General features: G+C 73.2%; 17 protein-coding genes. 13 read left to right on the top strand and 4 right to left on the bottom strand.

Going from position 1 to position 21,271, the window contains the following annotated elements; all coding sequences use genetic code 11:
* Positions 1-41: 41 nt before the first annotated feature.
* From ABZU43_RS20805 to ABZU43_RS20785, 5 genes are all read left to right on the top strand, one after another.
* Entirely contained in the window at positions 42-743 is a 702-nt protein-coding gene (locus tag ABZU43_RS20805; protein ID WP_030336721.1) for a response regulator transcription factor, read from the top strand.
* Positions 740-2,296 carry a HAMP domain-containing sensor histidine kinase gene (locus ABZU43_RS20800; protein ID WP_355008129.1) on the top strand — a complete coding sequence of 519 codons (1,557 nt, stop codon included), beginning with the start codon at positions 740-742 and terminating at the stop codon, positions 2,294-2,296. The genes ABZU43_RS20805 and ABZU43_RS20800 overlap by 4 nt, the downstream gene beginning before the upstream one ends.
* A gap of 62 nt (positions 2,297-2,358) precedes the next feature.
* A complete protein-coding gene (locus ABZU43_RS20795) occupies positions 2,359-4,008 on the top strand; it encodes a trypsin-like peptidase domain-containing protein (RefSeq protein ID WP_355008128.1) in 1,650 nt (549 codons plus the stop codon).
* A 177-nt stretch (positions 4,009-4,185) separates the two neighbouring features.
* Positions 4,186-4,857, top strand: a complete 672-nt coding sequence (locus tag ABZU43_RS20790) for a BON domain-containing protein (RefSeq protein ID WP_355008127.1) — start codon at positions 4,186-4,188, stop codon at positions 4,855-4,857.
* 151 nt (positions 4,858-5,008) lie between these two features.
* Positions 5,009-6,064, top strand: coding sequence for a glycosyltransferase family 4 protein (locus ABZU43_RS20785; RefSeq protein WP_355008240.1), 1,056 nt, complete (start codon positions 5,009-5,011; stop codon positions 6,062-6,064).
* An 18-nt stretch (positions 6,065-6,082) separates the two neighbouring features.
* Here the strand turns inward: ABZU43_RS20785 and ABZU43_RS20780 are convergent, their stop codons facing one another.
* Positions 6,083-7,585 carry a serine/threonine-protein kinase gene (locus ABZU43_RS20780; RefSeq protein WP_355008126.1) on the bottom strand — a complete coding sequence of 501 codons (1,503 nt, stop codon included), beginning with the start codon at positions 7,583-7,585 and terminating at the stop codon, positions 6,083-6,085.
* Between the two features lie 165 nt (positions 7,586-7,750).
* Between ABZU43_RS20780 and ABZU43_RS20775 the strand changes: the two genes are divergently transcribed.
* The 7 genes from ABZU43_RS20775 to ABZU43_RS20745 all read left to right on the top strand — a co-directional run bounded on the left by ABZU43_RS20775 (position 7,751) and on the right by ABZU43_RS20745 (position 16,240).
* A complete protein-coding gene (locus ABZU43_RS20775) occupies positions 7,751-8,584 on the top strand; it encodes a patatin-like phospholipase family protein (protein ID WP_355008125.1) in 834 nt (277 codons plus the stop codon).
* On the top strand, positions 8,584-9,588 hold the full coding sequence (locus tag ABZU43_RS20770; protein ID WP_355008124.1) for a 1-acyl-sn-glycerol-3-phosphate acyltransferase: 1,005 nt from the start codon (positions 8,584-8,586) through the stop codon (positions 9,586-9,588). The genes ABZU43_RS20775 and ABZU43_RS20770 overlap by 1 nt, the downstream gene beginning before the upstream one ends.
* A gap of 21 nt (positions 9,589-9,609) precedes the next feature.
* Positions 9,610-9,930 carry a divalent-cation tolerance protein CutA gene (gene cutA, locus ABZU43_RS20765; RefSeq protein ID WP_091406014.1) on the top strand — a complete coding sequence of 107 codons (321 nt, stop codon included), beginning with the start codon at positions 9,610-9,612 and terminating at the stop codon, positions 9,928-9,930.
* Between the two features lie 48 nt (positions 9,931-9,978).
* On the top strand, positions 9,979-13,446 hold the full coding sequence (locus tag ABZU43_RS20760) for a hypothetical protein (protein ID WP_355008123.1): 3,468 nt from the start codon (positions 9,979-9,981) through the stop codon (positions 13,444-13,446).
* A gap of 136 nt (positions 13,447-13,582) precedes the next feature.
* On the top strand, positions 13,583-14,635 hold the full coding sequence (locus tag ABZU43_RS20755; RefSeq protein ID WP_355008122.1) for an acyl-CoA desaturase: 1,053 nt from the start codon (positions 13,583-13,585) through the stop codon (positions 14,633-14,635).
* Positions 14,636-14,795: 160 nt separating this feature from the next.
* A complete protein-coding gene (locus ABZU43_RS20750; RefSeq protein ID WP_355008121.1) occupies positions 14,796-15,089 on the top strand; it encodes a 4a-hydroxytetrahydrobiopterin dehydratase in 294 nt (97 codons plus the stop codon).
* Positions 15,086-16,240, top strand: a complete 1,155-nt coding sequence (locus ABZU43_RS20745) for an FHA domain-containing protein (protein ID WP_355008120.1) — start codon at positions 15,086-15,088, stop codon at positions 16,238-16,240. The genes ABZU43_RS20750 and ABZU43_RS20745 overlap by 4 nt, the downstream gene beginning before the upstream one ends.
* A gap of 53 nt (positions 16,241-16,293) precedes the next feature.
* Here the strand turns inward: ABZU43_RS20745 and rocD are convergent, their stop codons facing one another.
* The 3 genes from rocD to ABZU43_RS20730 all read right to left on the bottom strand — a co-directional run bounded on the left by rocD (position 16,294) and on the right by ABZU43_RS20730 (position 19,831).
* Complete coding sequence (gene rocD, locus ABZU43_RS20740) at positions 16,294-17,508, bottom strand: ornithine--oxo-acid transaminase (protein ID WP_355008239.1); 1,215 nt, start codon at positions 17,506-17,508, stop codon at positions 16,294-16,296.
* On the bottom strand, positions 17,508-18,323 hold the full coding sequence (gene ddaH, locus ABZU43_RS20735; protein WP_355008238.1) for a dimethylargininase: 816 nt from the start codon (positions 18,321-18,323) through the stop codon (positions 17,508-17,510). The genes rocD and ddaH overlap by 1 nt, the downstream gene beginning before the upstream one ends.
* Before the next feature lie 596 nt (positions 18,324-18,919).
* Complete coding sequence (locus ABZU43_RS20730; protein ID WP_355008119.1) at positions 18,920-19,831, bottom strand: DMT family transporter; 912 nt, start codon at positions 19,829-19,831, stop codon at positions 18,920-18,922.
* 433 nt (positions 19,832-20,264) lie between these two features.
* Between ABZU43_RS20730 and ABZU43_RS20725 the strand changes: the two genes are divergently transcribed.
* Positions 20,265-21,074 (top strand): DNA-formamidopyrimidine glycosylase family protein, encoded by an 810-nt coding sequence (locus tag ABZU43_RS20725; protein ID WP_355008118.1) that lies wholly within the window; start codon positions 20,265-20,267, stop codon positions 21,072-21,074.
* Positions 21,075-21,271: the final 197 nt, after the last annotated feature.

The raw sequence follows: 21,271 nt of genomic DNA, 5'->3' as shown, positions 1-21,271 counted from the left end.
GCGTCCAGCGGTGGCGCAGTGACGTCACCGATGATGGGCCCATGCCCGCTACCCAGACCGAGGCGCGACTGCTTGTCGTCGAGGACGACCCCAACATCCTCGAACTGCTCTCCGCGAGCCTGCGGTTCGCGGGCTTCGACGTGGCCACCGCGACAAGTGGAAGCGCGGCGCTCAACGCCGCCAAGGACCACCGGCCCGACCTGGTGGTACTCGATGTGATGCTCCCCGACCTCGACGGTTTCGAGGTCATCCGGATGCTCCGCGAGGGCGGCACGCGTACCCCCGTGGTGTTCCTGACCGCCCGGGACGCCACCGACGACAAGATCCGTGGGCTGACCCTGGGTGGCGACGACTACGTCACGAAGCCGTTCAGCCTGGAGGAGCTGACCGCCCGGATCCGCGCCGTGCTGCGTCGCACCACCACCGGCGAGCAGGCCCCGTCCCGGCTCACCTTCGCCGACCTGGAGCTGGACGAGGAGACCCACGAGGTGCACCGGGCCGGCCAGCGGGTGCAGCTCTCGCCGACCGAGTTCAAGCTGCTGCGGTACCTGATGCTCAACGCCAACCGGGTGCTGTCCAAGGCGCAGATCCTCGACCACGTCTGGAACTACGACTTCCGTGGCGACGACAACATCGTCGAGTCCTACATCTCGTACCTGCGGCGCAAGGTCGACACCACCCAGCCCCGGCTGATCCACACTCTTCGCGGGGTCGGGTACGTCCTGCGCAAGCCGGCGGCGTGAACGCAGTCCAGCAGGCGAAGGGGCGGGTGCGCAGCGTTCCGCTGCGGGTGAAGCTGGTCGCCTCGGTGCTCGCGCTGGTCGCCGTCGCACTTCTGGTGATCAGCTCGTTGACCGCGTACTTCCTCCGCAACTACCTGGAGGGCCAGGTCGACGGGCAGGTCCGGTCGACCGCCCAGGGCCTCGGCCAGTTTCTTCAGAAGCTGCGCAGCGGTGAGGTCGGCGCGATGCTGCCCAGCGACTACGTCGTGATCGTGGCCGACGAGCGGCAGGTGTACGACCCCCAGTACGACACGCGCAACTTCTACCCCGCACAGCTGCCCACGTTTCCCGCCACCCGCAAGGACTTCGAGGCGGCGGAGGGCGAGCCGCGCACCGTCATCTCACACGATCGCCTCACCCGCTGGCGGGTGTACTACGCCCCCCAGCCGGACGGCTCGGTGCTGGCCGTGGGTCAGCCGCTGACCGAGGTGGACCGGGCGGTGAAGCAGCTCGTCTGGATAGACCTCCTGGTCGGTGGCGCAGTGCTGATCATGCTGGCCTCGGTCGGCGCCGCGATCGTCCGGACCAGCCTCAAGCCCCTCGTCGAGATCGAACAGACCGCCGCCGCGATCGCCGGCGGTGACCTGACCCGTCGGGTGCCCGACCCGGAGGAGGGCCAGGCCGAGCCAACCTCGGAACTGGGCCGGCTGTCGCGCGCGCTGAACGCGATGCTCACCCAGATCGAGGCGGCGTTCACCGCCCGAGCCGCTTCGGAGACCTCGGCCCGATGGGCGGAGAGCGCCGCCCGGGATGCCGCCGCCGCAGCTCAGGCGTCCGAGGCGCGGGCCATCCGCTCCGAGGAGCGGATGCGGCAGTTCGTCGCCGACGCCTCGCACGAGCTGCGGACTCCGCTCACCACCATTCGTGGCTTCGCCGAGCTGTACCGGCAGGGCGCGGCCCGCGAACCGGAGCAGACCGCCGGCCTGCTGCGCCGGATCGAAGACGAGGCCGCCCGGATGGGACTGCTGGTGGAGGACCTGCTGCTGCTCGCCCGGTTGGACATGGAACGACCGCTCTCGCTGACCCCGGTCGAGCTGCCGGTGCTCGCCTCCGACGCGGTGCAGGCGGCGCGGGCGATGGCACCGGACCGGCGGATCGAGCTGGAGATCGCGCCCGAATCCGGCCCGCTCGTCGTCTCCGCCGACGACGCGCGGCTGCGGCAGGTGATCGGCAACCTGGTCACCAACGCGCTCACGCACACCCCACCGGAGGCTGATGTCCGGGTACGGCTGCGCGCCGAACCCGGGGGCTTCGCCGTCGTGGAGGTGGTCGACACCGGCCCCGGTCTCTCGCCCGAGCAGGCGGAACGCGTCTTCGAACGGTTCTACCGGGCCGACGCGGCCCGTACCCGACGAGCCGACGGCAACACCGGGACCGGCCTTGGCCTGGCCATCGTGGCGGCGCTGGTCGCCGCCCACCACGGCTTGGTCGAGGTGGCCGAGACGCCCGGCGGCGGGGCCACCTTCCGGGTGCGGCTGCCGCTGCTGCCACAGGTCGACGGATCGGGCGAGTGACTTTCAGCCAACTTCCAGGACGGTTCCAGGTTGATTGCAGTGCCGGGGGAGAAGGTAGTGGCATGACCGAGTTCGAGTCCGACCCGCAGCGCCGGCCGGCCCCCACCGACGCCGAGCCGTCGCACCCCACCGCCGAGCTGCCGCGCGACGAGCGTGTGCAGTCCGACTCCCCGACCACTCCCGTACCGGTCGTCTCGACCGGCGGCGACCCGACGGTCGCCTCCACCACCGGTGACGCGGAGACCACCGCCGCCACCCCGGCCGCCGCGCCCCCCGGGTACGCCGTGCCCGCCGGCCAGCCGACCGGGTACGAGCCGTCGACCGGCTACGAGCGCCCGGCTGCCACGCCGTCCGCACCGCCGTACCCGGTCTCCGGTCACCCGGCGCCTGGCCAGCCCGGCTACCCGCAGCCGGCCGGCCACTATCCCGGTGCCCCCTGGTACCAGGGCCAGCAGTCCGGCTGGGCCGGCGGGGGCCAGCCGGGAATGCCGTACGCCCAGCACCAGCAGCACCCCGGGCAGCACCCGCAGCACCCGCAGCACCAGCAGCACCCCGGGCAGCACCCGCAGCACCAGCAGCACCTCGGACAGCACCCGGGCCAGCCGGTCCCGCCGTGGGGCCCGCAGGTCGCGCCGCCCGGCAGCGGCCCCCGGCCGGGTCGAATCGCCAAGTTCGCCGGTGCCGGCGTGGCGGTGTTCGCCCTGATGCTCGGTTCCGGTGTCGCGGGTGGTGCGCTCGCGCTCGCCCTCGACGGCGACGGCGGCGGCATCACCCGCACCTACTCCGCGGCTCCCGTGATCAATGGCGCGGACCTGCCGAAGATCGCCGCGTCGGTGCAGGACAGCGTCGTCTCGATCACCACCGGCAGCGGTGAGGGCTCCGGAGTGGTGCTCAGCGCCGACGGGTACGTGCTGACCAACAACCACGTGGTCGCGTCCGCCACCGGCGACGCCGTGCGGGTGGTCTTCGCCGACGGCAAGACCGCCGACGCGAAGATCATCGGCACCGACCCGAAGACCGACCTGGCCGTGGTGAAGGCCAACGGGGTGAGCGACCTCAAGCCGGCCAAGTTCGGCGACAGCGACGCCATGCAGGTCGGCGACCAGGTGCTCGCCCTGGGCAGCCCGCTCGGTCTGCAGGGCTCGGTGACCTCCGGCATCCTCAGCGCCCGGGACCGCACCATCCGGGCCGGTGAGGGGCAGCCGCAGGACCCGACCCAGCAGCAGGGCCAGGCGGTCAGCTCGATCTCCGGCCTGCTCCAGACGGACGCCCCGATCAACCCCGGCAACTCCGGCGGCGCGCTGGTCAACACCCGGGGCGAGGTGATCGGCGTCAACACCGCCATCGCGACCTCTGGGCAGAGCACCGGCAACATCGGTGTCGGGTTCGCCATCCCCAGCAACAAGGCCAAGGACGTCGCGGGCAAGCTCCAGCGTGGCGAGAAGGTCAGCCACCCGTCGCTCGGAGTCGGCGTGAACCCGGCCGAGGGCGGCGGCGCCCTCGTCGCGTCGGTCACCCCGGGCAGCCCGGCGGAGAAGGCCGGCCTCCAGCGCGGCGACGTCGTCACCCGGTTCGGCGACAAGCCCGTCAACGACTCGGACGACCTGGTCGGCGCGGTGCAGGCCGGCAAGGTCGGCGACCGGGTCGAGGTGCAGTTCAAGCGCAACGGTGTCGAGAAGTCGGCGACCGTGACGCTCGCCGAGACGTCCTGACCAGTTACTGAACCTGCTTCCTCCCTCCAGCGGCGGGTGGCGGGGCCGAGGGGGTCGGCTCCGTCACCCGCCGCTTCTTTACGACCGGACGGCGGTTCACCCGGATCGGGTGAACCGCCGTCACCCGTCCGCCCGGCACGTTCGCAGGGCGACGACCGAAACCGGGGGTGGAGTGCCATGACCGAGGTGGCGGGTGTCCGCGAGGACCAGCGGATCCAACGCGACGTCCTGGCCGAGCTGGCCTGGGACCCCCAACTGCAACCGAACGATGTCGGGGTGACGGTCGACCAGGGCGTGGTCACCCTGACCGGGTTCGTGGACGGTGCCGCTCGCGGTTGGGCCGCGACGCGATGCGCACAGCGGGTTCGCGGCGTACGGGCGGTGGCCGACGAGATGGAGGTGCGGCTGCCCGGCACCCCGGGGCGTACCGACGCCGAGGTCGCCGACGCCGCCACCCGCGCCCTGGAGTGGGACAGCTTCGTGCCCGCCGAACGGCTGGACGTGACAGTGGCCAACGGCTGGCTGATGCTGCGCGGCGAGGTCGAGTTCGGGTGGCAGCGGCGGGCCGCCGAGGGCGAGGTGCGCCGGCTCGACGGCGGCCGGGGGATCACCAACCTGATCGAGGTACGACCCGCAGCGCCACCGGACGCCGAGCGGCTGCGGCGGGACGTCCAGCGGGCGTTGCTGCGCACGCTCGGCGGCGAGCGGGTGACCGTCGAGGTGGACGGCGACACGCTGGTCCTCGCCGGGGTGGTCCGTTCCTGGTGGGAACGTGACCAGGTCGAACGGGTGGCGTGGTCCGCGCCCGGGGTGCGGGTGGTCCACGACCAGCTCCTGGTGGGCGGGTGATCGCCGTCCGCCATGTCCGGTTTACCTCGGACGCCACCGGGAAACCCCCGCCGACCAGCGGTGCCGCCGTACCGGGGAGCAACGGGGAGGACTCGTGGCCGTGAACCACCCGCCTGCGGGCCGCCCCGAGGAGCGGTCGTTGCGCATCGCGATGGTGGTTCCGCCGTGGTTGTCAGTGCCGCCGCCCGGCTACGGCGGCCTTGAGCAGGTCGTCGCCGGCCTGGTGGACGCGCTGTGCGGGCAGGGGCACTCGGTGACCCTGTTCGGCGCCGGAGGTGACCACGGCACGGCGGCCGACGGCTTCGTCTCCACAGTGGCCGAGGTCCAGTACGAGCGGCTCGGCGAGTCACTGCCCGAGCTGGCACACCTGGCCCGGGTGAATCGGCTGATCAGCCCGGCCGACTTCGACGTGATCCACGACCACACCACGATCGGTCCGCTGGTCGCCGGCCGTCGGGCCGTGCCGACGGTCGCGACGGTGCACGGCAACCCCGTGGGGGAGTACGGCGACGTGCTGAGCGACATCGACGCGGGCGTCGCGCTGGTGGCCATCTCGCACGCCCAGCGTCGGCTGAACCCGAGCCTGCCCTGGGCCGGCACCGTGCACAACGCACTCGACATCCGGGGTTTCCCGCGCAAGCACACGCCCGGCGCGGGGCCGGTGCTGTGGCTGGCCCGGTTCAGCCCGGACAAGGGCCCGGACACCGCCATCCGGGCGTGCCGGGCGGCCGGACTGCCCCTGGTGTTGGCCGGCAAGTGCAACGAGCCGGCCGAGCGCCGCTACTACGAGCAGGTCGTCGCGCCGATGGTCGACGAGGACGTGACAGTGGTGCTCAACGCGGACCGCGCGACGACGCTGCGGATGCTCGTCGACGCGCGCTGCCTGATCATGCCGATCCAGTGGGACGAGCCGTTCGGCATGGTGATGCTGGAGGCGATGGCCACCGGCACGCCGGTGGTGGCGCTCAACCGGGGTGCGGTGCCGGAGCTGGTGCGGCCGGGGCTGACCGGGCTCGTCGTCGAGCGGTCGGAGGAGCTGCCCGCGGCGTTGCTCGCGGCGGAGCGACTCGACCCGGAGGACTGCGTGGCGCACGTGGCCCGGAACTTCTCGGTCGAGCGGATGGCGAGCGGCTACGCCGAGGTCTATCGGCGCTTCGGCCTCGGCCGGCACGACGTCCGTGAACCGGCCCGGGTGCCGGTGCGCTGACCCACCGGTGTCGCCGGGTCAGGCGCCGGTCGCGCCCAGCTCGGCGATGGCGGCGTCGAGCCGGGAGGCGTACGCCGCGCTGATGCCGCCCTCACCGAGACGGACGGCGACCTTGGCGCGCAGCCGGGCCACCGGCGGCGCCAGCTCTTCGCGGCCGGAGCTGACCGCGACGGTCAGGTTGCGCAGCTCGTTGCGCAGGTCGAGGGCCACGTCCTCGCGGATCTCGCCGGCGCTCAGCCCGGTGCCGATCAACCCGTCGACCCGGCTCGCGACCTCGGTGAGGGTGCCCGGGTTCGAGGTGGGCGCCCCGGCGGTCGGCTTCGTCGAGGGCGTCGGGGTCGGCGGGGCGGACGTGATCGGCGTGGACGGCTGGGGGGTCGGCGGGTCGGTCGACGGGGTCGTCACCGGCCCGGCGGAGGGCTGCGCCCGGCGGGTCGGCTGCTGTTCGGGCAGCAGCGCCACCCCGGCCACTGTCACCCCGACGGCCAGCACCAGCAGCAGCAACACCAGTCGCCGCCGCGACCAGCCCGACCCGGTCGGCGGCTCGCCCTCGCTGGAGGAGGCTCCGCCGTCCGAGGCGGCTCCATCCAGTCGCGCCGCCGCCGGGACGCCGGCCGTCGCGACGGCGGTCGACTGTGGTGGCAGGGGCTGGGTGGGCACCCGGATGGTCGCCGTCGAGGGCTCGGCGGGCAGCGAATGGTCGCGGAGCGCGGTGGCGACCTGCCGGGCGGTCGGCCGGTCGGCCGGATTCCGGGCGAGGCTGCGCAGGCAGATCTCGGCCACCGGCGCGGGCAGGTCCGGTAGATCGGCCAGCGTCGGCGGCGGGCCACTGGCCAGCGCGGCGCTGAGCTGCTCCCAGGTGTCCGCCGGATACGGGACCCGGCCGGTGAGCGCCTCGTGCAGCAGCACGCCGAGCGAGTACACGTCGGTGGACGGCTGGGCCGGCGCGCCGTCGAGACGTTCCGGTGCGACGTACGCCGGGGTGCCGAAGGTCTCGCCGTCCTCGTCCTCGTCGGGCGCGCCGATCCGGGTGGCGATGCCGAAGTCGAGCACCTTGACGCCCGTCCCGGTCATCATCACGTTGGCGGGGGTGATGTCCCGGTGCACGATGCCGAGCCGGTGCGCCGCCGCCAGCGCGTCCGCCACCTGCGCGCCCACCTGGACCGCCTCGGTCCACGGCAGCGGCCCCTCGGTGAGCCGAAGTTTCAACTCCTCGCCGTTGAGCAGCTCCATCACCACGAACGAGGTGATCGAGCCGTCCGGGTCGACCGTCTCGCCGTAGTCGTGCACTGAGGTCAGGTGCGGGTGCACCAACTGGGCGGCGGCCCGTGCCTCCTCGCGCACCATTCCCCGGAACCGCGCGTCCGCGGCGAGTGACGGGGCGAGCACCTTGAGCGCGACCACCCGGTCCAGTACCTCGTCCCGGGCACGCCAGATGACCGACATGCCACCGGCGCCGATCTGGTCCAGAAGTCGGTATCTGCGAGCCAGCAATCGGCCCGGATGCAGCGCTGCCTTCACGGATCGCACCTGCCTCAGGGGTGGGAGCGGTATCAGGTTGCGCGAATGTGTCCTGCCTGTCAACGCCGTCGCCGCCGGCCGTCGACGGACGGTGCCTGCCGTGCGCCGACCGCCGGCCGACAGCGGCCCACCGGTCGGCGGCGGGCCCGTGCCAGGATGGACGACATGGCGGGGGGACCGGTGGCGTTCGTGCTCGGCGGCGGGGGAGTGCTCGGCGCGGTCGAGGTCGGCATGTTGCGTGCCCTGTTCCGGGCCGGCATCCAACCCGACATGGTCCTCGGCACCTCGATCGGCGCGGTCAACGGCGCGCTGGTCGCCGCCGACCCGTCCGAGGCGGTGACCGACCGGCTGGTCCGGCTCTGGGCCTCACCCGAGGCGAGCGAGGTGTACGGCGACTCGGTCGCCCGGCAGCTGCGCCGTTTCGCCGCCCGCACCCACCTGCACTCGCCCCGGCCGCTGCGCCGCCTGTTGGAGACCGAGCTGGGGGTGGACACCACCTTCGCCGACCTGCGGGTGCCGTTCCGGTGCTGTGCCGCCCACATCGAGCGAGCCGCCGAGCACTGGTTCGACAGTGGTCCGGTGGTGCCGGCGGTGATGGCGTCGGCCTCGGTGCCGGGCCTGCTACCGCCGATGGAGATCGACGGCGCGCACTACGTGGACGGCGGCATCGTCAACTCCATCCCCATCGGCGAGGCGGTGGCCGTCGGCGCCCGCCGGATCTACGTCCTCCAGGTCGGTCGGATCGAACGGGAGCTGACTCCACCCCGTCGGCCGTGGGAGATCGCGCAGGTCGCGTTCGAGATTTCCCGCCGGCACCGCTTCTTCCGGGAGTTGGCGGCTCTGCCGGAGGGGGTGGAGGTGCACGTCCTGCCGACCGGCGGGCTCAACCCCCGCGACGACACGCCGTGGGCGTACCGGGACATGGCGGCGGTGGGACGTCGGATCAGTCGCGCGTACACGGCCTCCCGGCGCTACCTCGCCGCCCACCAGGAGCGTTGATGCCGTTACCTCCGCGGTGGCTGCGTCGGTTGCTGTTCGCGCCCGCCGTCGTGCTGCTCGCCTTCCTCGTGGTCACCACGTTGCCGATCTGGGCGCTGCTGGCCGCTGCCGCGTCGCCGCTGGTCCCGGGCCGGTTGCGTCCACTGCGACTGCTCTGGATCGGCTGTTTCTACCTGGTCTGGGACGCTGCCGCGCTGCTCGCGCTCTTCGTGCTCTGGGTCGTCTCCGGTTTCGGCTGGCGGACCCGGTCGCCGGCCTTCCAGCGCGCGCACTACGTGCTGGCCGGCTGGTTCCTGCGGGTGCTGTTCTGGCAGGCACGGTGGACACTGCGGTTGAGCATCGACGTGGTGGGCACCGACCCGGACACTGCGCTGCCCGGCCGGCCCGAGCTGGTGCTCTGTCGGCACGCCGGGCCGGGCGACTCGTTCATCCTGATCCACGGGCTGGTCAACTGGTTCCACCGGGAGCCTCGGATCGTCCTCAAGGACAGCCTCCAGTGGGATCCGGCGATCGACGTGCTGCTCAACCGGCTGCCCAACCGGTTCATCGCGCCGACTCCGGAGCGCGGCGAGGAGACGGTACGCCAGGTCGGGCACCTCGCCACCGGCCTGGACGACAACGACGCGTTCGTGATCTTCCCCGAGGGCGGCAACTTCACCCCCCGGCGACGGCTGCGCGCCATCGCCCGGTTGCGCTCCCTCGGCCTGGAACGGATGGCCCTGCGCGCCGAGCGGATGCGCCACGTGCTCGCCCCGCAGCCCGGTGGGATGCTCGCCGCGCTGGACGCCGCACCCGACGCCGGGGTCATCTTCGTCGCCCACACCGGTCTGGACCGGATGCTCACCGTCGCCGACGTGTGGCGGGAACTGCCGATGGACAAGCGGATCGTGATGAGGTTCTGGTCCGTGCCGCCGGAGGACGTACCGACCGGACGGCAGCAACGCATCGACTGGCTCTTCGACTGGTGGGCGCAGATTGATGCCTGGATCGCCGCTAATCGGTAAATGTCCGCGTAGGGTGCGGGCGTGGACGAGATCTGCGTGGTGACAACGGTGGTGGACGCGCGTTCGGTCGCCGACGTGCTGGCGGCTGCGGCCGTCGCCGGCAGGCTCGCCGCCTGCGCCCAGGTGGGTGGTCAGGTGGACAGTACCTACTGGTGGCGGTCCGGGATGGAGACGAGCACCGAGTGGTCGGTGCAGTTCAAGACCGCACCGGATCGGCTCACCGCGTTGCTGGATCAGATCCGGGTCAGCCACCCGTACGAGGTGCCGGAGATCCTGGTGTCCAGGGTGGAGAGCGGTAACCCCGACTACGCCACCTGGGTGTACGAGCACACCCGATCCTGAGTACGCGCACTCTGGGTCGCACCCCGGTCGGTTGTCGATGATGACCCGGTGGACGACACCCGTTACCCCTGCCCCGCCTGCGGCGCACCGGCCGATCTGAGCGCCGGATGCTCCGGCTGCCGGCGCGCACCCGACCCGATCGCCGCCGAGGTGGTTCGGCTGAGCCGGGAGGTCGCCGAGCTTGAGCCGCAGGTGGAGCGGGCTCGTCGCACGTACACCGAGCTGGCCGGACGGTTGTCGACAGTGTCCGGGCGGCGAGCCGAACTGGCCGCGGTCGTCCGCGCCGGGCTGGCGGCCCCGGTCGTGGCGCGCCCGGTGCCTGCCGCCGGCCCGGCGCCGTTCATCGGCCCGGGCCCCGGCGTCGCGACGGGTTCGCGGCCGGGTGCGGCGGAGACCTCGACCCGGACGGTCCAGGGTCTGCTCTTCGTCCTCGGTGGACTCCTGCTGGGCACCGCGGCGGTGGTGTTCACCGCGGTCGCCTGGGCGGCGGTGGGGGTCGCCGGCCGGGCGTTGATTCTGGTGGCGTTCACCGCGCTCGCGCTGGGCGTACCGCTGCTGGCGGTCCGCCGAGGGCTGCGCGGCACGGCGGAGACGTTCGCCGCGGTGGGGTTGCTGCTGGTGGTGCTGGACGGTTACGCGGCCTGGTCGGTGGACCTGGCGGGCGTGACCGGCTGGCCGGGCAGCCGGTACGCCGCGCTGGTCGGGGGGGCCAGCGCGGCGGTCGCCGTGGCGTACGGCCGGTGGAGCGGGTTGACGGGGCCCTGGTTCGCCGCCCTGGTGGCCGCCCAGCCGGCGTTGCCGCTGCTCGCCGCCGAGGCCGGGCTGGGTGCGGCGGGGTGGGCGTTGGTCCTGCTCGGGGTGGCGTCGCTGAACCTGGCCGTGCTGGCCGCGCTGCGTGGTCGGGGAGGAGCGGCGCAGCTCGTCGGCCGGGTGTTGGCCGGCACCGGTCACGTCGCCGCGCTGGTGGGCGCTTCGGCGTGCGCGGTGGTGCCGCTGGTCGGTGGGCGGGCGGGGGGCTCGCCACTGCTGGCCGGGGTGCCGCTGTTGCTGGTCGCGCTGACCGGGTTCGGCGCGGCCTGGCTCGTCGGGGGGCGGGCGCTGCGGGCGGTGGCGGCAGGGCTGCTGGTGCCGGTGCTCGCCGCCGCCCTGCTGCGTCCGGTGGCGGAGCTGCGGCCGTCAGTGCTGCTGCTCGCGGCGGCGACTGTGGCGCTGGGGATGGCCGCCGCCGTGCGGTTCCTGCCGGCGTTGGCGGCGGTGGACGGTGGCGGCGGTTGGCGGACCGGTCCGCGAGCCGGCGCGCTGTTCGTCGCGGCCGGCACGGCGCAGGTCACCCTGTTGATCACCGTCGGGCTGGCGGTCGCCGCAGTCGGCCGGTCGTTGCCGCCCTGGGGCGGGGCTGGGACGGGGCCGGACCTGAGCTGGGGTTGGCAGCTGGCACCGGCGGTGGCACTGACGATCGGCGCCACGGTGCTGCTGCTCCCTGCCAGCACGCGGGCGGTGCTCGCCACGGCCGGCGCGGCGGCGGTGCTGTTCGCCGTACCCGCCGGCTGGACGGCCTCCTGGCCTCAGGTGGTGGCCATCGACCTGGTCGGCGGGGTCGCGTTGCTGCTCGCCGTACTGGCCCGTCCGACCACCCCGCCCGTCGCCCTGCGCTCGCGTGCGCTCGGCGGTGCAGTCCTGCTCGGGCACGGGCTGCTGGTCGCCCTGGCCGCCCCGGCCGGTGCCCTGGTGGCGCTCGGCGTGCTCGCCGTGGTCGGGCTGGCGCTGGCCGTCCGACAGGGGGCCGGCGCGTACCGGGAGGTGGCCGGTACGGGTCTGCTGGTCGGGCAGCTCGCGCTGCCCGCGATCGCGGCGGTGGCGACGTTCGTCGTGGGCGGGCCGCCCTGGTGGCAGGCCCGGCTCGCGCTGGCCGCCGCCGGGTTGTCGCTGGTCGCGGCCCTCGCGGTCCGTCGCCACCGGGTGGAGCTGATCGGGTACGCGGTGACCGGCGCCGTCGCCGCGGTGACCGTGCCCGGCCTCGCGCCGCTGGTCGCGGCGGGTGACGAGCCGCTCGCGCCGTACGCGGCGCTGGCCGCGTTGGGTGTCGCGTTCGTCGCCGGCTGGCTGCCGTCGGCGAGCGCCTCCGGCCAGGCGGCCCTCGGGAAGCGGCCGGCGGTTGACGGGCGCGAGTCGGCCCGGTCGGCGTTGTTACTGGCGGCCGGCGGAACGCTGGCGGTGGTCGCCGTCCTGGCGGCCCTGCCTACAGTGCTGACCGCGCTCGGGTCGCCCTACGGCGGCTGGGGCCGGGTGTGGTCGGGGGCGCCCACCGTCGTCGCCGACCCGACGGTGCTCCCGGTCGGGTTCGCGCTGGTCGTGCTGGCGGTGGCCGGTGCGCTGGCCGGTCGGCGGGTCGGCCTGCCGGTGCCGGCCGCGCTGCCGTTCCTCGCGGCGGCGCTGCCGGTGCTGCTCATCGCGATCGGCGCGCCGTGGCCGGTGCTACCGGCCGCCGTTCTGCTCGCCGGCCTGGCGGCGCTGCTGTTCACCGCGCTGGCCGCCGCGCGCCCGGCGCTCACACCGGTCGCCGTGCCGGTGGGCGTGGTGCTGGTGGCCTCCGGTGTGCTCGGTCTGCTGGCCACCCGGGCCGGGACGCTTGCCGCCGAGGGGGCGCTGCTGGTGGCGGCGGTCGCGGTCGCCGCCGGCGCGCGCCGGTTCGAGGTACGGGTCGCCGGCTGTCTCGCCGCCGTGGGCGCGGCGTCCGCGTTGGCGGTGACCGCGCCCCTCGCCGGTGGGCTGCCCCTGCGGGCTGCCTCGTATCCACTGCTGGGGGTGGCCGCGTTGGTGCTGGTCGCCGCCGCGGTCACCCCGACGCGGGTCCGGCTGGGACGGGTGCTGGACGCCGCCGCGCAGGCCGTCGCGCTGGTGGCGGCGGTGCTCGCCGTCGAGGCGGCGCGGCACCTCGCCACCATCTGCGTGCTCTGGGGTGCCGCCGTCGCGTTGCGGCTGCTGCGCCGGGGTGAACCGGCCGGCCGGCGGTGGGCGTTCGCCGGGATCGCCGCCGGCAGTGAGTTGCTCGGGGCCTGGGTGCTGCTGGCAGCCGGAGGGGTGACAGTGCTGGAGGCGTACACGCTGCCGGCCGCGGCGCTCGCCATCGGAGCGGGTCTGCTGGCGCTGCGCACCCGGCCGGGGCTGACCAGCTGGCCGGCCCTCGGCCCGGGGTTGGTCGCGGCGTTGCTGCCCAGCCTCGTGTCGGTGCTGGCCGGGGCGGACCCACAGCCCTGGCGGCGACTGCTGCTCGGCGCGGCGGCGACCGGCGCGGTGCTGGCCGGCGCAACCCGCCGGTGGCAGGCGCCGGTGCTGCTCGGCGGCGGAGCGCTGACGCTGCTGGCGCTGCACGAGCTGGCCCGGGGGTGGGATCTGCTGCCCCGGTGGATCTACCTGGGAATCGGCGGGCTGGCACTGGTCGGGCTCGCCGCCACCTACGAGCGGCGTCGACGTGACCTGGCTCGACTGCGCGCCGCGGTGGGCCGACTGAGCTGAGCCGAACCCGTAGGGGTAGGGCCTGCCCTACCCCCCATTCGGGGGCTGTCGGGGTTACTCACCGCTACCGCGATCAGGAGACTTGACAGCAAGCCCGAACCATCCTGGCGCGGGCGCAAGTGGAACGGGAGCAGCGATGGCGCTCGGAGCGGTGGCGGAACCGCCGGTACGACGGCGAGGCAGTGACTACGCACAGTTGTCCCGACTGATCAGCCAGGCGGGCCTGCTGGAGCGGCGCCCCGGCTGGTACGTCACCCGCATCGTGCTCACCCTCGGCGCCTTCGTGGCCGGCTGGGTGGCCGTGTTCCTGCTCGGCGACTCCTGGTGGCAGCTTCCCCTCGCGGCCCTGATGGCGGTGGCCACCACGCAGGTCGCGTTCCTCGGCCACGACGCCGGGCACCGCCAGATGTTCCGTCGGCGTCGCCCCAGCGAGCTGGTGGGCCTGTTCGCCGGCAACGCGGCGGTCGGGCTCAGCTACGGCTGGTGGGTCGACAAGCACAACCGGCACCACGCCAACCCGAACCACGAGGACGAGGACCCGGACGTCGGCGCGGGCGCCCTGGTGTGGACGCACGAACAGGCGCTGGAGACCCGTGGGATCGGTCGCTGGATGGCCAAGCGGCAGGCGTACCTCTTCTTCCCGATGCTCCTGCTGGAGGGCCTGAACCTGCACGTGGCGAGCATCCGGGCCATCGTCGGCCGGGAGCCGAACGGCGGGTACACCGTGCCGATGCGGTACCGGGCGGCCGAGGCGGCGCTGCTCCTTGCGCACACCGTCGGCTATGTCGCGCTGCTGCTGGCGGTCATGTCCCCGGTCAAGGCGCTGCTCTTCGCCGTCGTGCACCAGGCCCTGTGGGGCCTCTACATGGGGTGCGCGTTCGCGCCGAACCACAAGGGCATGCCGATGCCGACCGCCGAAGACGAGTTGGACTTCCTGCGTAAGCAGGTGCTGACCTCCCGCAACGTACGCGGCAGCCGACTCGTGGACACCGCCCTCGGCGGTCTCAACTACCAGATCGAGCACCACCTCTTCCCGAACATGCCCCGCGCCAACCTGCGCCGGGCCCAGCCCATCGTCAGGGCCTACTGCGTCGAGCAGGGGATCCCGTACGCCGAGACCGGGCTTGTCGAGTCGTACCGGCAGGCACTCGGTCACCTGCACGAGGTGGGCGCGCCGCTGCGCGGCTGACCAGACCGGCCGTTACGCGGCCGTCACGACATCGATCGGCGGGGCGGCATCTGATGATGCCGCCCCGCCGTCGTGTTCCTGGCCGGCACCGCTTGGCGGAAACCCTGGGCTCGAGGGAGCGGATCCGGCTCGCCGGACGCGCCACCGGTAGGGTCTGGTCATGGCAGACCTGCTCACCGCGGACGCGGTGCGAGAAGAGCTGAGCCGGTTGCCCGACTGGTCGGGTGACCCGACCGGCATCGGTCGTACCGTCCAGCTCGGCAGTTTCCCGGCGGCCATCGCGGTGGTGGACCGGGTGGCGACGGTGGCCGAGGAGTTCGACCACCATCCCGACATCGACATCCGATGGCGGACCCTGACCTTCCGCTGTGTCACGTACTCGGCCGGTGGGGTCACCCACCGGGACATCGAGCTGGCCCGGCGAATTGACGACATCGTCCGGAGTGCGGCATGAGATTCGAGATCAGCAAGGTTCTGGATGCCATCGAGGGCCGGGTCTGCACGGACCCGTCACTGGCCCGAGCCGTGATCGACCTGGCCGAGGTGATCCGTTACCAGGACATCGACGGTGGTCGGCCGGCCAGCCTGCTGCGCCTCGGCATGGTCATCGACGCGCTCTCCCGCGAGCTGGAGGAGGACAGCGTCCAGGTCTACGCGGTGGTGCACCGGGCGTTGCTCTCCGACGCCGACCTCACCTCCAACGAGCGGATGGTCGTTCGCCGCTGGGCCGACGACGGGCTCGTCGAGGTGCTGGACAACCCGGGTGACCGGATGTTGGAGGTCGCCGACCTGCTCGGGTTGCCGGTGCTCAGCCGGGTCCGCTTCGACGGGCTGCGCGGGCGTTTCCCGTGGCTGGTCGAGCAGCCCGGTCGGGTGGTCGCGCCGGTGCCCGGCGCCGGCGGGCCGGTGTTCATCGCGCACGTCGGTGGTGGCCACTCGCCGGTGGCCGGCAAACGGTCGCCGACCGGCGTCAAGCTGCTGGCCCGCCAGTGGCGCTGCCCGGAGTCGGGCTGCGCGCTGTTCGGCGGCGGTGGTGGGGGTGGCGCGTTCGCCGACCTGGCCGGGGGTGCCGACCGCAGCCCCGCCGCGCAGCCGCCGCCCGCGCTGCGCAACGGCGTGCCGACCTGCCCCCGACACGGCGCACGGCTCGGTGACGGCGGCCCGCGTCCGCGTACCGAGGTGCTCGCGGTGCGCGTCGGCGGCCTGGTCCGACGGCGGTTCGTGCTCAGCGAGGAACAGCCGATCGTTGCCGGTCGGGCTCCCGAGCAGGACGGCGGGATCATGCTCGGCCAGTGGCTCAACGACGAGGCCCGGCGCTGGATCAGCCGTGGTCACGTCCGCTTCGAGCTGCGGGTCGGCGAGGTCATCGTGACCGACGTCAGCACCAACGGCTCGGGCATCCGGCCGGGCGGTTCGATGACCGAGTCGGACCGGATCCCGCTGGCGCCGCAGCAGTCCCGGGTGCTGGGCGAGAACGACATGATCGAGCTGTACCCGGGGGTGCAGATCGGTCGGGCCGAGGAGCTGCCCACCGGCGCTCCGTTCACTCCCACCTCGGTGATGGCCGAGGCACCCACGATGGCGATGCGCCTGCCCCGCCCCTGACGCGAAGGGCGGGCGTCGGAACTCCGACGCCCGCCCTTCAGCACGTTCCCTGGTCAGCCGGCCAACACCTCGGCCAGCTGGGTCACCGCCAGGTCGATCTCCTCCTCGGTGATGACCAGGGGTGGGGCGAGCCGGATGGTGGAGCCGTGGGTGTCCTTGGCGAGGACTCCGCGCTCGGCGAGCCGCTCACACGCCTCGCGACCGCTCATCAGCGCCGGGTCGATGTCCAGCCCGGCCCACAGGCCGCGGACGCGTACCCCGACCAGACCCTTGCCGACCAACCCTTCCAGGCCGGCCCGCAGCCGCTCACCCAGCTCGGCCGAGCGGCGCTGGAACTCGCCGGTGGCCAGCAGCCGGACCACCTCGATCGCCACCGCGCAGGCGAGCGGGTTGCCACCGAACGTGGAGCCGTGCTGGCCGGGCTTGAGCACCCCGAGCACGTCGGCGTTCGCAGCCACCGCGGAGACCGGCACGATGCCGCCGCCGAGCGCCTTGCCGAGCAGGTACATGTCCGGCACGACGCCCTCGTGGTCACAGGCGAAGGTCGCGCCGGTACGCCCCAGACCCGACTGGATCTCGTCGGCGATGAACAGCACGTTGCGCTCGGTGCAGACCTGGCGTACGCCCGGCAGGTAGCCCTCCGGTGGCACCACCACACCCTGCTCACCCTGGATCGGCTCCAGCAGCACGGCCACTGTGTTCTCGTCGATCGCGGCGGTCAGCGCCTCCAGGTCGCCGTACGGCACGACAGTGAACCCCGGGGTGTACGGCCCGAAGTCGGCGCGGGCGTCCTCGTCGGTGGAGAAGCTCACGATGGTGGTGGTCCGGCCGTGGAAGTTGCCCTCGGCGACCACGATGTTGGCCTGGCCGGCGGGCACGCCCTTGACCTGGTAGCCCCACTTGCGGGCCACCTTGATCCCGGTCTCCACCGCCTCGGCGCCGGTGTTCATCGGCAGCACCAGGTCCTTGCCGCACAGCTCGGCCAGCTCCCGGCAGAAGTCGGCGAACTGGTCGTGGATGAACGCGCGACTGGTCAGCGTCAGCCGGTCCAGTTGGGCGTGCGCGGCGGCGATCAACTGCGGGTGCCGGTGACCGAAGTTCAGCGCCGAGTAGCCGGCCAGGCAGTCCAGGTAGCGGCGGCCGTCGACGTCGGTGAGCCAGGCGCCCTCGGCGGACGAGATCACCACCGGCAGGGGGTGGTAGTTGTGCGCGGTCCAGCGCTCGGCGTCCCGGACCGCTCCCGGCGTACGCAGCTTGTCATCCACGATCACTTGCTTGCCTTTCCCTGACGGAGTCGCAGCGTGCAGCACTTCGGTCCGCCGCCGGCCTTACGTAGCTCGGACAGGTCGACCCCGATGGTTTCGTAGCCCCGGTCGCGCAGCTTGGCGGCCAGGTCGGTGGCCTGCGCGGGCAGCACAACGTGCCGCCCGTCGCTGACCGCGTTCAGCCCCAGCACCTCGGCGTCGGCCATGGTGGCGTGCACCGCGTCGGGGAAGAGCCGGCGCAGCACGGCCTGGCTGCCCGCGGAGAACGCCTCCGGCAGGTACGCCACGGTCCGCTCGTCGAGCACTGTCAACGCGGTGTCCAGGTGGTAGAAGCGCGGGTCGACCAGTTGCATGGTGATCACCGGGTAGCCGAAGACCTCCTGCAACTGGGCGTGCGCGGCGTGCGCCGTACGGAAGCCGGTGCCGGCCAGCAGGTGGTCACCGGCCAGCAGGACGTCGCCTTCGCCCTCGTTGACGTGCTTCGGGTCGTACGTCTCGAAGCCGGCGGCCTCGAACCAGGCCCGGAACGCTGGCGCCTCGTCGGCGCGCTGCGGGTCCCGGAACTGCACGGCCATCGCCTTGCCGTCGATCACGGTGCCGCCGTTGGCGGCGAAGACCATGTCGGGCAGGCCGGGCACCGGAGTGATCTCCTCGACGGTGTGGCCCAGGTCAAGGTACGTCTGGCGCAGCTGCTCCCACTGCCCGACGGCCAGCGCGGCGTCGACCGGCGCGTTCGGGTCCATCCAGGGGTTGATCGCGTAGTCGACGGCGAAGTACGTCGGCCGGCACATCAACAGGCGCTGGCTGGTGGCGTCCATCGTCATTGTCCTGCTCCCAGGGGTCGGGCGCGCCCGGCCACCGTGGCCCACGGGCTGGCGCCGTTGCTCAACGGTATGCGGCGTGAGCGGCAGGATCCACCACTAGGAGTTGCGCAGAGCGTAGATCCGTTGCGTGTGGCGAGACCTCTGAGGCGATTCGTTGCGTTGGAGCCGAGATCCGGGAGCCGAGAGCCGGGAGGCAGGGCCGGGAGGCTCGTTCGCAGCCTTTGCTCTGCTGCCTTATGTGCGCCACCAGACGGCGCCGCCCTCGCGGACCAGTAGCGGAATCTGCCGGCCACTCCTGGCGCCGCTCGTCGAACGCCTGGCCCCGACCTCGCTGGCGCACATAGGGCAGCAGAGCAAAGGCTGGCGTACGTGGTTCGTCCGGCAGTCGAGAGGCGCGGATCTCCGGGTGACGGGCGAGATCGCCGCAGTGACCCGGACCGGAGCCGTCCGACCCTGGAAACACTTCAGGGGCGGCGAACCGCCGCCCCTGAAAGGGTGTCTCCCCGGCCGGTGAACCACCGGACTGATCGGGTTGCCGGCGAACCGCCGGCTGTTCGCCGGTGCATCACCGGCGAGCGGAACAGTGCCCGCTAGAAACGATCGACAAACTGTGAGTCAAGCCACTCCCGGAAGCGCTGCACCCAGTCGCCGTCGGTGGTCGGCCAGTCGAACTGGCCGGTCATCGCGAGCACCCCGATCACGACTGCGGCCAGACCGATCAGCACACCGAAGAGCGCGTCGGTCTTGCCGGCGACGTGCCGGCGGCGGGTTGCCATCAGGCCGAGCACCGACAGCACCGCGCCGAACGCGCCGAGCCCGATGCCGTACCCGGCCAAGGTTCCGGTCAGTACGAACGTCGCACCGACGACCGAGACGATCAGGCCGAGGGTGGCGAGCAGACTGGCCCGCGGCTTCGGGCCACGCGTCACCGGCGGCTCAGGCGTGGTCGTGCCCGGGGTCGGGGTCGGGTCGACAGTGCGGTCCGTGTTGGTCCGGTCGGTGGTGTCGGGCCGACGTGTGGTGCTTTCGAGGTCGGCGTCCCGCTCGGCGGTGCGTGCCGTGGTCGGGGCGACGGCGGGCCGGGCCTCGGTCTCCACCTTGCTGGTGGTGCCGGTGCGGGGCTCCGGCGTGACCGGGCGGGTCGTGCCGTTCACGGGCTCGGGTGCGACCGGGCGGGTCGTGCCGTTCGAGGGCTCGGGCGCGACCGGGTGGGCGGTGCCCCGGGAGTCGACCTCCGCCGGTCGACCGGTGGCGGCTCGGGCCACCGCCGCACGCTCGTTGGCCCGCCGCTCGGCCTCACTGGTCTGGCCGTCGGTCGTGCCGGCGCTGCGGTACGTCGTCTGGTCGGCGTCCCGGTCGGTGACCACCGGGCGGCCGACGCTGTCGTCGGACTGGGCGGTCTCGGTGACCGGGGTGTCGCGGCCGTCCACGCGGCCGTCGAGGTTCTCGTCCCGCGTCGGTGCCGGCTCGGACCGGCGGGACAGCGAAGGAATCCTGACCACTACACACCTCCTGATGAATGCGTGGTGGCCGACGGAAAGGGTGGCACCCACGCGGTGTCGGCCCTCAACTACCCACCTGGGCGTTTCCTGACACCAATCCTGGGTACGGCCGCCAAGACCGGCCTCGCCGGCCGCCAAGACCGGCCTCGCCGGCCGCCAAGACCGGCCTCGCCGGCCGCCCCGCCTGGCCCGGACCAGCCTCGGCTCGGCCTTGATCGACTCGGTTTCCCGGAAGTCGCGGTTTCCCGTCTCCGCGGACACCCCGATTTCCTGAAACCCGAGTCGATCAACGCGACGGGGACCGGGTCGATCGAGGCGGCGGCGGGCCCGGTGCGGATCAGCGCGGCGGGGGCTCTGTCCATCGGGGCGGCGGCTGGCCCGGTGCGGATCAGCGCGCGGGCCGGTCGGGCGGGGCTGGCTATCCTTGGCACCTGTGCCAGAGGGACACTCGATCCATCGCCTGGCAGCCCGGCACGCCGAGCTGTTCGCCGGGGACAAGCTGCTCGCCGCCAGCCCGCAGGGCCGCTTCGCCGAAGGTGCCGCCCGGCTCTCCGGGACAGTGCTGGAGGGCACCGAAGCGTACGGGAAACACCTGCTGCACCACTACGCCGGCGAGCTGACGTTGCACGTACACCTCGGGTTGTATGGCAAGTTCACCGACGGGCCGGGGGAGCCGCCGGAGCCGGTCGGGCAGGTGCGACTCCGGCTGGCCAGCGACCGGCACTGGCTCGACCTGCGCGGGCCAACGGCCTGTGAGCTGCTCACCCCACCCGAGGTGGCCGCGCTGCGGGACCGTCTCGGGCCGGATCCGTTGCGCGCCGACGCCGACCTGGAGCGGGCGTACGCCCGGATCGCCCGCAGCCCCACCCCTCTCGCCGCTCTGCTGCTGGACCAGTCGGTGGTGGCCGGCACCGGTCTGATCTTCGTGACCGAGGCGCTGTTCCGGGCGGGGCTGCCGCCCACGATGTCGGGCCGACAGTTGACCAGGACCGGCTGGGACGCGCTCTGGGCCGACCTGGTCGGCTTGATGCGGCTCGCTGTCGAGCACGGTCGGATCGACACGGTCCGCGACGCGCACCTGCCAGAGGCAATGGGCCGGCCGGCGCGGGTGGACCGGCACGGCGGCGAGGTGTACGTCTACCGCCGCCCGGGAGCACCCTGCCACGTCTGCGGCACCGAGGTCAGTCGCGGCGAACTGGCCGGCCGAAACCTGTACTGGTGCCGCACCTGCCAGACCAGCTGACCCACCCACCCGGGCCACCCCGCGCCCCGCGCCCCGCGCCCGCGCCCCGCGCCCGCGCCCGCGCCCCGCGCCCGCGCGCCCCGCGCCCCGCGCCGCCGATCTTGCGGTTTCTGTTGTCGGCATGGGTGGATAGGCGCGCTGTGTCGGGACAGAAAGTGCAAGATCGCGGAGTTGGGGCGGGTGCGGGAACCCGCGCG

This window comes from Micromonospora sp. NPDC005205 (assembly GCF_040608275.1).
Taxonomy (GTDB): domain Bacteria; phylum Actinomycetota; class Actinomycetes; order Mycobacteriales; family Micromonosporaceae; genus Micromonospora.
Note: the sequence above shows the minus strand (reverse complement) of the source record. Positions and strands in the feature narration are given on the sequence as shown.